The following is a 14,718-nucleotide window of genomic DNA, read 5'->3' on the forward strand; positions in this document are numbered from 1 at the left end:
TCACTTCCCGGCATGATTCTCCATGTAATACTGAATCAGGGCCGAACTCGCCTCGTCGCACGCCTTCGGCCCTGCGTCCCCCGCCTGGTTGGTGGCGGCCAGGACGGCAAAGCGGCGACGGGGGGCCATCCAGACCACGGCATAGTTCATGGTGTTGCTCCCGGCGTGATTCAAGACGGTGCCGCCCCCCCAGGACCGCTCGTGGAACCCCCATCCGAAGGCATAATTCCCGTCCCCCGGCCGGGCATGCAGGGTGGCGAACGTCTCGGGTGCCAGCAAGGCGGGTCGCCCTTCACCTGCCCGCAAGTGGCAGGCGACGAAGCGGGCCCAGTCCGCCATCGAGGCGTGGACGGTGCCCGCCGGGCCGATCATCAACGGATTGTCCGCGCCCGGCCCCGGAGGGATCGGCAACGTTATGCCCTCCCGGACGAGATGAGGCCAGGGCTGATCGGCCCTGCCCGGCGACGCCATGGGGCCGAATCCGCCGGACGACATGCCGAGCGGCTCGAACAGCCGCCGTCGCATCAAGTCTTCCCAGGGGGCCTTTCCCAATCGCTCGGCGATCGCCCCGGCGACGATGTACCCCCGGTTGGAATACTCGAACGTCGTGCCCGGCCGCGAGGCGGGGGCCTCGGCCAGGACCCTCCGCAGGTAGTCGGTCCGCTGGGCCGTCAGCGAGGCGCTCGAGGCCTTCATGGCGAGCAATGACAGCCCCGGGGCGGCCGTCTCTCCGGAGAATCCGGCGCGGTGCGCCAGCAACTGTTCGAGTGTGGCCGATCGGTAATCGGGGTGCATCACCCGGGCCAGATCGGGCAGGGCCTCGGCAAGCGTCGTCTGCCAGGAGATGACCCCCTCCTCGACGAACGTGGCGAGCAAGGTGGCGGTCATCGCCTTCGTGCACGATCCCAGATGAAAGCGATCATCGAGGCTCACCGCCGGCCCGTCTCCCGCCCGCCGAAGACCGACCGCTCCCACGGCGATCGGCCCTTCGGCGGTGACGATCGCCCCGGCGAGCGCCGGCAGACCATGACGCTCCCGAATCGGTTCGAGCAGCGCCGCCAGCGCCCGGGCCTCGTTCCCGGCGGCTTCCTCGGGACCCTCCGCCCGGAGGGGCAGCGTCGGGAAGAGGGTCACCATCACGACTGCAAGGGGAACACCGCTCATGGCAGAGGCTCCGGGGCCGTGAGAGGCCGAATCAAAGGAGACAGATCCTCATCGAATCAATCCCGAACACGCACGCGAAGATTCTCTCAACGCACTACAGGGGGGACGGCAACGGACCCCAAGGCCGATCCTCGCCCCTCTTCGGATGTCCGTCCGCCCCTGGGGGGGCCGGCCTCACTCGTCGGCCTGGGCACGAATCCAGGTCACGGCGGCGTCGAGCACCGGGTCGCCGCCCGAGAGCAAGGCCGATCGCGACGGCCAGACTTCCTGATCGGGGATCACCCCCGTGCCTTCCAGCGTCGATCCGCTGGCGGAAACATAGTTGGCGAAGGCATATTGGAATCCGTCGCCGTTGGGCAGTTTTACCACGACCGACGGCAGGGCCGCCCCGGCCGTCCTCGAGCCGAAGATCCGGGCGCGGCCGAGATCCTGGAGGCCACCGGCGAAGATCTCCGAGGTCGAGGCCGAGCAGCCGTCCACCAGCACCGCCACCGGCCCCTTGAACGTCTCGGCCCTCGGGAAGACGACGAAGTTCAGGTTCGTGTCGCGAGTGCTCATCGTGCCCAGCTTCAAGCCCGACTCGTCGAAGAGCCACCCGCAAATCCCCATGGCCATGGCGCCGATCCCGCCGGGATTCCCCCGCAAATCGAGGATCAAGCCCGGCGCGTCGAGATGCCCGGTGATCGCCTCGCCGATTTTGGGGATGAGCGACGCCGGATCAAAAAAGGCGCTCCAGTGCACATAAGGAATCGCCTCATCAACCACCCGACTCTCGAAGTAGACCGACATCGGCGGCAGATTGCCGAACCGGGCGACCGTCCCCCGGGGCCGGGCCAGGGTGAGCGTCCGGTCGACCTGCTCGCCCTCCCCGTCTCGGAAACGGATCGTGCGATCCGAGCCGGTCGGCCCGCCGAGCCGACGCTCGACCGCCCGGGAGGCGTAGAGGTCATACTGGGTCGAGTCCTCGTACACCTCGGCCACCTTCTCCAGGACCGGGGCGATCGGCTTCCCCTCGACCTGCTCGACGACCCACCCCGCCTCGATCCCGGCCTCCTCGGCGGGCGAGCCGGGTTCGACCTGGACGACCAGGGCTTCCCCCTCGACGGCCCGGATGTGCAGGCCCGTCGCGCCGTCGCCGCCAGAGTCGTCCTCGTCCCCGTCGATCGCCTCGTAGACCGACTGAGGGATGATCCCGAAATGCGACTGATTCAAACGCTTCACCATTTCCTGAAGCGTCGCCCGTGCCTCGTCCATGGTCCCGGCCTCGGCCATCTTCGGGCGCAGTTCCTCGCGGACGGAGGGCCAGTCGACGCCGTTGAGGTCGGGGTCGAAATGCTTGTCGCGGATCGTCTCCCAGACGATGTCGAACGATTCGAGGTTCAGGCGGGCCTGCTCCTCGGTCAACACTCGGGCGGGCCTCGGCTCGGCGGCGGCCTCGGCGGATCGGGCCTCGGCGACCGGTTCCTGGGCCCGAAGCGCGATCGGGATCAGCAGAGATCCCAGGACACTCAAGGCGGGAAGCAGGCGGTTCGATCGGATCATGGGGGCAGGACCCTTGAAAAGATGAGGTCGTGCGAGCAGGGCGGGGTGCTCGCCCGAGGATGCTCGATTGTACTTCGCCGGACGGCCGGGCGTCTTGAGTGATCCCGCGGAAATCGAGGGGCCGATCGGCACGCGGGGGCATCGAAGCACTCCCGCCGCATCGCGTCTTCCGTCATAATCGGGTCCGTGTTGCGTCCGCACCTTCGCCCTCGGAGTCGCCGAAGATGTTGCGTCTCGTCGCGTTGTCCCTCGCGAGTCTGATCTCCCCCGTCATGGCTCAGGAGGTCATCGGCCCCCACGCGCCGATGACGGCCGAGGCGACCACGGCGCTCGAAGCCTTCATCGCCCGAGAGGTCGAGCAGAAGGGGATTCCGGCGCTGTCGATCGCCCTGGTCGACGGCGACCAGATCGTCTGGGTGCGTGGCTTCGGCCTGGCCGACCCGGGGCGGGGGACCCCCGCGACGGCCGAGACGATCTACCGCGTCGGCTCCGTGTCGAAGCTCTTCACCGACCTGGCGGCCATGCAACTCGTCGAGCGGGGGTCGCTCGACCTCGATTCGCCCGTCGCCGACGCCTTGCCCGAGTTCGCCCCCGAGAACCCGTTCGAGGCCGCCATCACCCTCCGGCACCTGATGAGCCACCGCGCCGGGCTCGTCCGAGAGCCCCCCGTCGGCCACTATTTCGACCCCGACGAGCCGAGCCTCGACGACACCGTCGCCAGCCTCAATCGGACGCGATTGCCCATTGCTCCCGGATCGAAAACGAAGTACTCGAACGCCGGGCTCGGCGTCGTCGGCCTGGCGGTGGAACGGGCCGCCGGGAAGCCCTTCGCCGACGTGATCCGATCCGGGCTCCTGCAACCGATGGGGATGTCGTCCAGCGACTTCGAGCGCACCGCCGCGATCGAATCCCGGCTCGCACGGGCGATCATGTGGGGTTACGACGGCCGCCGCTTCGAGGCCCCCGGCTTCGCCCTCGGCTACGCGCCGGCGGGCAGCCTCCACGCCTCGATGCCCGACCTCGGCCGGTTCCTGATCACGCTCTTCCAGGGCGGGCGGACCGAGGCGGGCGAGGTCATCAAGGCCGAGACGCTTGCCCGGATGTTCGAACCCCAGTTCGACGCGAAGGGCCGCTTCGGCCTGGGCTTCGCCGTAAGCGAGTGGAACGGGCACCGGCGGGTCGGCCACGGCGGGGCCGTCTACGGCTTCGCCACCGAGCTGGCCGCCCTGCCCGAGAAGAAGCTCGGCGTGGCGGTGTCGGCGTCGCTCGACGTCGCCGACGTGGGCACCATCGCCGACCTCGCCCTGGAAACGCTGCTCGCCTTGAAGGACGGAACGCCGCTCCCCGAATTCCCCAAATCGGATCCCCTCCCCGACGGCCTCGCCCGGACGCTCCGAGGCCGATACCAGGACGAGGATCAGGCCGATCGTATCCTCGAATTGCTCGATCAGGACGACCGACTGCTCATGGTCCCCACGCGGAGCGGTTACCTGCACGAATTGCGGTCGGTGCCCGGAACCGACGGGGCCAGGCTCGTGATCGACGGCCCGATCCTCGCCCACGGCGCAACCATCGATCGGGACGGCGACCGCCTGATCTTCGGCGGCTCCGCCTTCCGCAGGATGCCCGGCGACGAGCCCCCCCCGGCCGCTCCCGAGGACTGGACGGGACTAATCGGCGAGTATGGATGGGATCACAATATCCTCTACATCCTCGAACGCGAAGGGATGCTCTACGCCCTGATCGAGTGGTTCTTCCTCTACCCGCTCGAACCGATCGGCGGCGACACCTTTGCGTTCCCCTCGACGGGCCTCTACCACGACGAGACGCTCCGGTTCGATCGCGACGATAGCGGCAAGGCCCGTCGAGCCATCCTCGGAGAAAGCGTTGTCTTCGAGCGTCGGCCGATCGACGGCGAGGACGGCTCGACCTTCCGCGTCGATCCGATTCGACCGGTCGCCGAGCTCCTTCCAGGGGCGCTCGCCGCCTCCCCGCCGGCCGAGGAAGGCCCGTTCCTCGAATCCGATCTTGTCGACCTGACGACGCTCGATCCGACGATCCTGCTCGACATCCGCTACGCGACCGAGAACAACTTCCTCGGCACCCCGTTCTATTCCTCGGCCCGGGCCCTCCTGCAGCGCCCGGCGGCCGAGGCGTTGGTGCGGGTGCATCGGTCGCTCGAGCCGCTCGGCTACGGGCTCCTGGTCCACGACGCCTACCGCCCCTGGTACGTCACGAAGATGTTCTACGACGCCACGCCCGAGGCATCGCGCGGATTCGTCGCCAATCCCGCCAGCGGCTCGCGGCACAACCGAGGGTGCGCCGTCGACCTGACCCTCTATGACCGATCCACGGGCAAGGCGGTCCCGATGGTCGCCGGCTACGACGAGTTCTCCGAGCGGGGCGGGGCGTATTACCCCGGGGGCACCGCCCGCCAGCGGTGGCATCGGCTCTTGCTGCGTCGGGCGATGGAAGACCAGGGGTTCGCCGTCATCCCGAACGAGTGGTGGCATTTCGATTTCGAGGACTGGCGATCGTACCCCATCGGCAATCAGACGTTCGAGGAGATCGAGGCCGGAGCCGGAGCCTCCTGACCACCCATGCACACCGACGACTTCGACTTCCACCTGCCCGACGACCTGATCGCCCAGCACCCGGCCGACCGCCGCGATCGGTCGCGCCTGATGGTGGTCCATCGGGCCTCGGGGACCATCGAGCACCGCGTCTTTGCCGACGTCCCCGACTTGCTCCGCGCCGGCGACCTGCTCGTGAGGAACGACTCGAAGGTCGTCCCCGCCCGGTTGCTCGGCCGTCGCGAGGCCACCGGCGGGCGCTGGGAGGGGCTCTACCTGCGCGAGCACGGCCGGAACGTCTGGGAGCTGATGACCCAGACCCGCGGCCGTCCCCAACCGGGGGAGCACATCCTGATCGACGGCGGCTTGCGTCTGCAACTGATCGAACGACTCGACGACGGCCACTGGCTCGCCCGTGCGCTCGACCTGCGACCGACGTTCGATCTGCTCGACTCCTACGGCCACATCCCGCTCCCGCCCTATATCCACCGCGAGGCCGACGACCCGGAGGACCGCGACCGCTACCAGACCGTCTACGCCTCGGCCCCCGGCTCGGTCGCGGCGCCGACGGCGGGCCTGCACTTCACGGGGGCAATCTTCGATCGGCTCCGGTCCCTCGGCGTCTCCATCGCCGATGTCACCCTGCACGTCGGCCCCGGCACCTTCCGCCCGATCAAGGTCGATCGCATCGAGGACCACGAACTCCACGCCGAATGGGTCTCGCTGCCTCCCGCCGTCTCCAGGCAGCTCAACGCGACCCGGTCGGCCGGCGGCCGGATCGTCGCGGTCGGCACCACCGCCACCCGAGTCCTGGAATCGTGCGTGGACGACGCCGGCGCCTTCCGGCCGTACACCGGCCAGACGAACATCTACCTCCATCCCGGCGTCCCCATCCGGGGGGTCGATGCCCTCATCACGAATTTCCACCTGCCGAGGAGCAGCCTGCTCGTCCTCGTCTCGGCCCTCGCGGGGGTTGAATTGATCCGGAAGGCGTATGCCGAGGCGGTCCGCCAACGCTATCGCTTTTATAGCTATGGCGATGCGATGTTGATCCTCTGAGCGCCCCCCTCATCCCCGCCCCCCGAGACGGTCGATTCCCGATCGGATCGGCCCCCGGCGGCGGACGTCCACAGCCGGTTGACGGTCGACGGGAGCAATGTAATGATGAACAATTGATCGAAGCACAAGGCCTGCTCGATGAACCCCCGGGAGCCGGATCGACCGGCCCGGCTCCCGGGGGCATCCGAGGGATCAGCGCCCCTCGCCCGCCCCGGTGGCGGCAGGATCGACGGGGTTGCCGTCGGGGTCGAGCTGCGTGAGGGAGGGGACGAAGGGGAGTTCCTCCAGCGAGGAGGCGATGGCGTCGCGGTCGCCGACGACCAGCAGGGTCATGCGGTCGGGGTGCAGGTGCTCCCGGGCGGCCTGCTGGACCTGCTCGGGGGTGACGGCCTCGACCTTGTCCTGATAGGTCGTGAAGTAGTCGTCGGGCAGGTTGTACAGGACCAGGTCCACCACCTGAGAGGCCACGCCGCCGGTCGTCTCGAAGTCGCCGGGGAAGCCGAGGATCAGCCGGCCCTTCGCGTCGGCCAGTTCCTGCTCGGTCACGGGGCGGTCCCCTCGGATCTCGGTCAGCTCCTTGTACAGCTCGACCAGGGCGGGGGCCGTCACGGCCGTCTGCACCGAGGTGCTGGCCGAGAAGGGACCGGGGCCTCTCCGGAACGAGAACGACGACCGGGCGCCGTAGGTGTAGCCCTTCTCCTCGCGCAGGTTCAGGTTGATCCGGCTGGAGAACTGGCCGCCGAGCACGGCGTTCATCAAGGTCACCGGGAAGTAGTCGGGGGTGTCGCGCGACAGGCCGATCTGGCCCAGGGCCAGGACCGACTGGGCCGACTCGGGCCGGTCGACGAGGTAGAGCGTGTCCTTCGGCGCCGGCTCCGGACTGGGCAGCGAGTGCGAAGGGGCGTCGCCGGCCTCCCAGTCGCCGATGGCCGCCCGGCCGAGCCGCTCGACGATCGCATCGGCCGTCGTGTCTCCCACCACGATCAGGGCCGCGTTGTTCGGCCGGAACAGGCGGGAGTGGAAGGTAACGATGTCATCACGGGTGATCGTCGGCACCGTCTCCGGGGTGCCCGACACCTGGCGGCCGTACGGGTGATCGACCCCATACAGCAGGCCCGGGAAGACGAGCGACGCGATCCCCTCGGCACTGTCCCGGCGACGAAGCAGGCCGGACAGGAGCAAGGCCCGCTGGCGTTCCAGGTCGCCTTCCCGGAAGGCCGGATTCAGCACCACGTCGGCGAACAGCTCCAGGGCCGCGTCGGTGTGCTTCGTCAGGGTCGAGAGCGAGACGGTCATCTGCTCCATGCCCGCCGAGGCGCTGATCGACGCCCCGAGGCGAGACAGCGCGCCGGCCAGGTCCTGGGCATCGCGCGTCTCGGTCCCCTCGGTCAGCAGGTTCGCCGTCAGCTCGGCCACGCCGTCCTGCCCCTCGGGAGCGAGGGTGGCCCCCCCCTTGACGACCAGTTGCAGGGTGAGGATCGGCAGCTCGGGGCGGTTGACGACCAGCAGTTCCAGGCCGTTGTCGAGCGTCCGGCGCTCGACGGGGGGCGGCGAGAACTCGGAGGCGTCGCCCAGGGTCGGCATGATCGATCGGTCGAGCTCCTCGACGATCGGCTCGTCGTCCGGCACGATCTCGACCGGCGCGGCGTTGACGACGACCTCCGGGGCCCGCTCGGTCGGGGCGCCGGGGGTCACGTCCATCCGGACGCGGTTGGGGGTCAGGTACTCCCGAGCCACCCGGCGAACGTCCTCGGCCCGCACGTCAAAAAGCTTCTGCAACTGTTCCCGGTACGCCAATGGGTCGCCGAAGGCGACGTTGTTGGCGTTGAAGTAATCGGCCCGGGTGCCGACGGCCTGGAGCCCGAAGACCAGGCTGCTCTCGGTCGTGTTCTGGGCCTTGATCACCTCGTCTTCGGTCGGCCCGTCTTGCTGGAGGCGCTCGATTTCGGCCTCGATCCGGGCGGCCAGGTCGTCGAGGTCGCCGTCGGGCTTGCCGGTGGCGATCACGTTGAACGTCCCCGAGACGGCCCCGGTGCTCTGATAGGCGAAGACCTGGCTGGCAATCGACTCATCATAAATCAATGCCTTTTCCAGGCGGCTTTCCTTGTCGAGCTGGCCGAGCACGGCCGAGAGCACGTCGAGCGCCTCCTCGTCCGGGTGGCCTTCGGGCACGGTCGGCCAGGTCAGATAGACGCGGGGCAGGGAGACGCGGTCGGTGATGGCCAGGTCGACCGGCCCGTCCAGCTCGGGGACCTGGTGCGGGGTCCGCTCCACCTCCGGCCCCTTCGGGATCGCGCCGAAGTAGAGCTCGACGAGCCGCTTCGCCTCGCTCGGGTCGAAGTCGCCGGCGATGCACAGGCTGGCGTTGTTCGGGTTGTAGTAGGTCCGGAAGAAGTTCTTCACGTCCTCGAGCGAGGCGGCCGACAGGTCCTCCATCGAGCCGATCACGCTGTGGTGGTACGGGTGCCCTTCGGGGTACAGGGCCGCGAGCATCCGCTCCGAGACCTGGCCGTACGGGACATTGTCGACCCGCTGCCGGCGCTCGTTCTTGACCACGTCGCGCTGGTTGTCGAGCGCGTCCTGGGTCAGGGCGGGCAGCAGGAAGCCCATGCGGTCGGCCTCGAGCCAGAGGGCCAGACCCAGCGCATTGCTCGGCACCGTCTCGAAGTAGTTCGTGCGGTCGGTGTTCGTGCTGCCGTTGATCTCGGCGCCGAGCGGCTCGAGCGGGGCGAAGTACTCGGCCTGGTGGTTCTCCGACCCCTGGAACATCAGGTGCTCGAACAGGTGGGCGAAGCCGGTCCGGCCTTCGGCCTCGTTCTTCGAGCCGACCTTGTACCAGACGTTCACGGCGACGACCGGGGTCGTGTGATCCTCGTGGAGGATGACCTCCAGGCCGTTGGGCAAGGTGTACGTCTCGACCTTCAGGTCGGGGATCTGCGGGGTCCTCGGCTCGTCCTGAGCCGCACTCAGGCGCGAGGGAGGCGGGATCAAGGCCGCAGCGGCGATCGCCAGCACGGTCAAGGAGGTGAGTCTCGATTGCATCTCGGTGGTGCCCTGGGGTGCCGGAACCGGCTCACCGAGACTTCGGCGCGGGGCGGTCGCAGACGAGTCGTCGGTCGCCGGGCTTCGGGGAATCGCGAGGCGGAACGAAGACCCTATCTTGCCCCTTCACCCCTCGAGTCGTCCAGAGCAGCCGACCGAGGATCGCCGCAGGTCGCCTCGCCCCAGGCTCGCCGGCGCCCCTCACGGGATCGGCTGGATGGGGGTCGCCTGGTCGTGGATCAAGACCCAACGGCTCCCCTGCCGGGCGAAGGCGAAGGTGTGAAACGACCGCTCGACCACGCGGTCGCGGTCGGGGGGCTCGTCCCGGTACGTCACATGCACGACCGCCAAACCCAGGGCCTCACACTCGGTCAGTTCTTCGAGGCGCGTCTCGATCGTCCAGGACGGCGACGCGAACCAGTCGCGATACAGCGAGACGAACTCGTCCGCCGAGCGAAGGTGCCGGCCGTCAGGGCGGATCAGCGTCAGCTCACCCTCCGGCAATGTCGCCATCAGGGCGGGCAGGTCTCGCATCTTGAGCGCTCGGAGATGCTCCTCCAACGATTCTCGGAAGGTCATGGGACGACACTCCTGCCTTGGACCAGAAGACGGTCCCGGTCCGACGGAAAGCTCGCTTCGTGCTCGATCACCCGGGAAGCCCGATCGACTTTTGAACGCAAAGAATTTGAACGCAAATGCCGCGCCGGGGACCGCCCCACGCCCCGGAAGAACCATCCTGCCGCCGATTCGCGGCCCGATCCGCCGGGGACCTTCTCGCGTCGGCGACCCGCCCCCAAACGAAGAACGGCCGGGGAACCGCCTGGGTTCCCCGGCCGCTTGTGACAGGAGCGTCCGAGCCTGCTCGCCCCGGCGATCCTCGATCGCGATCACCGCCCCCCCGCTCGGTTCTTGATCGCCTCGGGGACGGCGAACGTGCCCTCGGGGAACGACACGCCGTGCTCGACGGACTGGATCGTCGTCTTGACCTCCTGGCCGAGCAGCATCTCGGTGCTGACGAACGGGATCTTCAGCCCATCGACCTCGCGGTAGTCGCTCACGAACGACTCGACCGGGATCTCCCCCATCGGCGACTCGACGATCCGGCGCGACTTGACCAGCAGGCCCGTGTCCACGGCATAGAACCGCGTTTCGACCCGGCCTTCCTTCGGGGTCATGGCCACGACGTAGCACTTCGTCCCGTCGACCTCCATCACCTCCTTGGTCTCGGCCTCGGCGTAGTAGTCCTGCCAATCGACGTCGGAATAGAACGCCGCCTCCCGCAGGAAGGCAGCCTTCTCGGGGCCTTCGAGCACCCGCTCCCCGCTGACCGGGTTGATCTCGTAGGCGATTGTGCCGTCGGTCCCCTGCAGGAACGTGCCGACATTTTCCAGTTCCAGAGTCGTCTTCATCTTGTTCGGTGCCTCTTGCTCAAGGGTCAGCTCACCCTTCAGACCGGCACCGACGAACTCGATCGTCCCCGCGACCTTGCGGGTGCTGAGCGCCTTGTAGGCCGCCTCGCCGCCGGTCGCCTCGATCGATTTCGCCAGAATTTCCTCAGCCTTGGGCAAGGCGTCGTCCTGCCCGATGGCGGGAGAGGCCACCGCGACCAGCAGCCCAAGCGACAGCAGGCGGGGCAGGGAAGGGCCGTAAGTTCGAGTCATCGACGTGAAAACCTTTCTCGTAAGGTCTTGGGCAGAACGGAACGGAACGGAACAGAACCAAAGAATCGGAGAAACCGGGAACGATTGGGAAGACGGAACGTCGCCGGGCGAAACTCAGCGTTCGCTCGCCTTGCGCAGCTCGGGCTGCGGCTGGTTCTTCGCTTCCGAGACATCTTGCTTGAGTCGGTCGATCGCCTCGGAAAGCTGGCGGTCGTCGCCTCGGGGCCATTCGCCCGGCTCGGGCCAGACGATCACGTCGGGCACCGCGCCGTTGAGCTCCATGTCCTCGCCGGTCCCGGCGACGTACCAGCCCCGGAACGGCAATCGCAAGGTGCCGAGGTCCATGATCGAGGTCGCCCCGGTGCTGACCACCCCCCCGGCCGTCGGCACGCCGACCAGCTGCCCCCGGCCGAGGGTCTTGATCGCGTGGCTGAAGATCTCGGCATTGCTGAAGCTGTTCTGGTTGCAGAGCACCACGATCGGCCGGGACCAGGAGGCGAACACCTTGCGATCCTGCGGATAACCGGGGTTCCCCCCCCGGGGGACCGTGATCGCGTGGGACGGCTGCGTGAGGCTCGTCAGCAACAGATCCGCCGTCGAGCCGCCGCCGTTCTCGCGGACGTCGATGACGAGCCCCTCCTTGCCCGCGGCGGCCGAGTACAGTTCTTCCTGGAACTTCGAGAAGCTCGCCCCGTTCATCGCCCGGATGTGCAGGTAGCCGAGCGTCCCGTCGCTCGCGTCCTCCACCGCCCGGCGATTGCCCTTCACCCAGGCGTCGTAGAGGAGCGATCGGGCCGCGCCGAAGGAGATCGGCCGGATGACGACGGCCCGCTCCTGACCCTCGTCGTCCCGGACCGTCAGGACAATGTCCCGGGCGAGCGGGCCGTTGAGCAGCGGCGTCAGATCCATGTCCGGGTCGACCGTCTCGCCGTCGATCGCCAGGATGATCTCTCCCGGCTCGATCGTCGATCGGGCCCGATCTGCCGGCCCCCCCGGCAAGACGTCGCGGACCTTCAGCCCCGGCCCCTGGTGCTCGGGGTCGAACCGGACGCCCAGGTGGGCGGTCGAGACGCTCCAGTCCCCCCGGACCGGCTCGATCGTATCGCTGCCCCTCGGCGAGAAGCCCAGGTGCGAGCCGTTCAGCTCGCCGAGCATCAGGCGGACGACCTCGGCGAACATCGATCGATCGACGCTCGACGCCGCCAGGTCGGCATACTTGCGTCGGATCGCGTCCCAGTTGCGGTTGTTCAGGTTCTCGTCGTACCAGCGATCGCGCATCGTCCGCCAGGCCATGTCGAAGCCCGCGCCGTATTTGGCCGATCGGTCGAGTTCCTGGAGGGCCGCAAACGTGTACTTCTCCGCCGAATTGCCCGACCCCGCCAGGCTCGTCGGCACTCCCCCCGAATTCCCGACGATTTGATTGCCCCGGTCCAGCCATCGAGGATCGCCCAGCGTCTCGCCCGACAATCGCTTCGGCTCCAGGCTCCCGGTCGGCTCGATCGTGTACGTCCCCGACTGGCCGTCGATGTTCGCCCGGAAGGCCAGCCGCTTCGAATCCGGGGACCAGAACAAGCCCCCTTCCGACGAGCTCGGGATCGAGACGCGGCGGATGCGCTCGTGGATGTCGTCGAAGTCGATCACGACCTCCGGGGTTTCGGCGTCCTCGTCCGATTCGCCCGAGTCCTCGTCCTCCTCGTCCTCCTCCGGATCGGCGTCCTCCCGCTCCTCCTCCGGCCCGTCCTCGTCGGCATCGGGCTGGCCGGCCTTGCCGTCGCGGGGGCCGTCGTCCTTCCCCTTCTCGATCTCCTTGCGGGCCTTGCGGATCTTCTCGATCGCCTCCTCGATCGTCCGGTCGCGGCGGCCCAGTTCGTCATCCTCGCGGCGGAGGAAGACGAAATGGACGTCGACCTCGCCATCGACCCCTCTCCTGCCGGTGAAGGCCAGCATCGAGCCGTCGGGCGACCAGGCCGGGTTGCCGTCGTTGCTCGGGTGCTTCGAGACGTTGAACGGCTCGCGATCGCCGTCGATCGGCATGATCCAGACGTCGGCGTTGAACTCGTCGTCGTCCCGGGCGAAGGCGATCCAGCGGCCGTCGGGCGACCAGCAGAACTCGGGGGCGCCCCAGCCTTCCAGGATCCGCCTCGGATTCTCCCCGTCGCCGTCCATGATCCAGAGGTCGCCGTTGCCCTTCACGAAGGCGACCTTCGACCCCTCGGGGCTCCACTGCACGCGCGACTCGACGGCGGCGTCTTGTGTCACCCGCTCCAGCTCGAACGCGGTGTTCTGCCACCAGAAGCGGTCCTCGTCGGCCCGGGTCGCCCGCCAGAGGTCGCTCTGGCCCTCCGCGTCGCTCGCGAACAGGATCGACTCGCCATCGGGCGCGAAGACCGGCGACCGTTCCTCCTCCGGCGTGCTCGTGACCCGGACCGGCTCCCTGAGCACCGTATCCATGACCCACAGGTCCCCCCCGGCGATGAAGGCGATTTCCAGCCCGTCGTCGGAGAAGGCCACGTCCGAGGCCCGATCGAGGCTCACCCGGCTCGCCTCGGGCACCATCGCCGAGGCCTCGTGCTCGATCTCGATCTTCGTCGGCGTCGGCCGATCGGCGGTCGGGTCGATCCGGTAGAGGTCGAACAGGTGCCGGAAGACCAGGGTCGAGCCGTCGGCCGAGAGGGTCGGGAAGACGACCGAGTCGTCCTCGAAGCTCGTCAACGCCCGATCCTCGCCCGATCCGAGCGCGTGCTCCCTCAGGTTCAAGGCCCCGTTGTGCTCGGCCACGTAGTAGAACCCCTCGCCGTCGGGCCTCCAGAGCGGCCACCGGGCCCCCCCCTCGGGGGCGAGCACCTTCTCGAATGCGCCCGACTCCCGATCATAGCTCCAGATCTGGGCGTCCTGCGAACCGCGATACCCCTTGCGCCACCAGGCCACCCCTTCCCGGACGAACAGCAAGGTCGATCCGTCGGGCGAGAGCGAGCCCTCGGAGCCATAGGCGTCAAACACCGGGCGCTCGGCCGATCGCCCCTCGGCGTCGATCAGGAAGAACCGCTCGGCATGCCTCCAGAAATGGTCCCGCGAGGCGTTGACCAGCAATTGCCCCCCCTCGGGCGACCACCCTTCCAGCCGGTAGCCCTCGCTGTGGGCCGTCAACGGGACCGGCACGCCCCCCTCGGCGGGCATCCGGTACACCTGCCTCCCGTCCTCGCGATCGGAGACGAAGGCGATCGTCGCGCCGTCGGGGGAGAAGCTCGGCTCCGAGTCGCGCCCCGGGTGGACGGTCAGCCGGCGTGCGGTCCCCCCCTCGGTGCTCACGGTCCAGAGGTCGCCCGCCCAGGAGAACGCCAGGGTCGTGCCGTCCGGGGACAGCGCCGGGGATTCCGCCAGTTGGATCGGCTTCGGACCATTCGCCCCCGCCGGCTCGGCCCCGCAGAGGGCGAGCACGACCCCGAGCATGGCGACCCGTCCCGCCGCAATCGGCCGGAAGGACCCCGTCGCGAACACAGACACCGACATCGAGGCACCCCCTCATCAATGGTCCAGGCAATGGTGCTTGGGCGGATCGCCTATCTTACCGGAAAGCCCCGGGGAGGATCAGCCCCCGGTCCCCCGGCGGATGGAGTTGTCCGGCCGGCGATCCCCCTTGGAACCGCGTTTGCTTCCTGCGCAACCGGCTTTTGAAT

The 14,718-nt window shown here is 68.5% G+C and carries 8 protein-coding genes; 2 read left to right on the forward strand and 6 right to left on the reverse strand.

Annotated features, from left to right (window positions below):
• The gene (locus AB1L88_RS14485) at positions 1 to 1,164 is read right to left on the reverse strand and encodes a serine hydrolase domain-containing protein (protein WP_367097385.1); all 1,164 of its coding nucleotides are present in this window, start codon (positions 1,162 to 1,164) and stop codon (positions 1 to 3) included.
• A 174-nt stretch (positions 1,165 to 1,338) separates the two neighbouring features.
• Complete coding sequence (locus tag AB1L88_RS14490) at positions 1,339 to 2,706, reverse strand: S41 family peptidase (RefSeq protein ID WP_367097386.1); 1,368 nt, start codon at positions 2,704 to 2,706, stop codon at positions 1,339 to 1,341.
• A gap of 224 nt (positions 2,707 to 2,930) precedes the next feature.
• Between AB1L88_RS14490 and AB1L88_RS14495 the strand changes: the two genes are divergently transcribed.
• Entirely contained in the window at positions 2,931 to 5,300 is a 2,370-nt protein-coding gene (locus AB1L88_RS14495) for a serine hydrolase (protein WP_367097387.1), read from the forward strand.
• 6 nt (positions 5,301 to 5,306) lie between these two features.
• The gene (gene queA, locus AB1L88_RS14500; RefSeq protein ID WP_367097388.1) at positions 5,307 to 6,338 is read left to right on the forward strand and encodes a tRNA preQ1(34) S-adenosylmethionine ribosyltransferase-isomerase QueA; all 1,032 of its coding nucleotides are present in this window, start codon (positions 5,307 to 5,309) and stop codon (positions 6,336 to 6,338) included.
• Positions 6,339 to 6,530: 192 nt separating this feature from the next.
• Here the strand turns inward: queA and AB1L88_RS14505 are convergent, their stop codons facing one another.
• From AB1L88_RS14505 to AB1L88_RS14520, 4 genes are all read right to left on the reverse strand, one after another.
• Positions 6,531 to 9,380, reverse strand: coding sequence for a pitrilysin family protein (locus tag AB1L88_RS14505; protein WP_367097389.1), 2,850 nt, complete (start codon positions 9,378 to 9,380; stop codon positions 6,531 to 6,533).
• Between the two features lie 201 nt (positions 9,381 to 9,581).
• Positions 9,582 to 9,959, reverse strand: a complete 378-nt coding sequence (locus AB1L88_RS14510) for a nuclear transport factor 2 family protein (RefSeq protein ID WP_367097390.1) — start codon at positions 9,957 to 9,959, stop codon at positions 9,582 to 9,584.
• 308 nt (positions 9,960 to 10,267) lie between these two features.
• The gene (locus AB1L88_RS14515) at positions 10,268 to 11,041 is read right to left on the reverse strand and encodes a hypothetical protein (RefSeq protein WP_367097391.1); all 774 of its coding nucleotides are present in this window, start codon (positions 11,039 to 11,041) and stop codon (positions 10,268 to 10,270) included.
• 114 nt (positions 11,042 to 11,155) lie between these two features.
• A complete protein-coding gene (locus tag AB1L88_RS14520; RefSeq protein ID WP_367097392.1) occupies positions 11,156 to 14,551 on the reverse strand; it encodes a S41 family peptidase in 3,396 nt (1,131 codons plus the stop codon).
• Positions 14,552 to 14,718: the final 167 nt, after the last annotated feature.

This window comes from Tautonia sp. JC769 (assembly GCF_040717455.1).
Lineage (GTDB): Bacteria > Planctomycetota > Planctomycetia > Isosphaerales > Isosphaeraceae > Tautonia.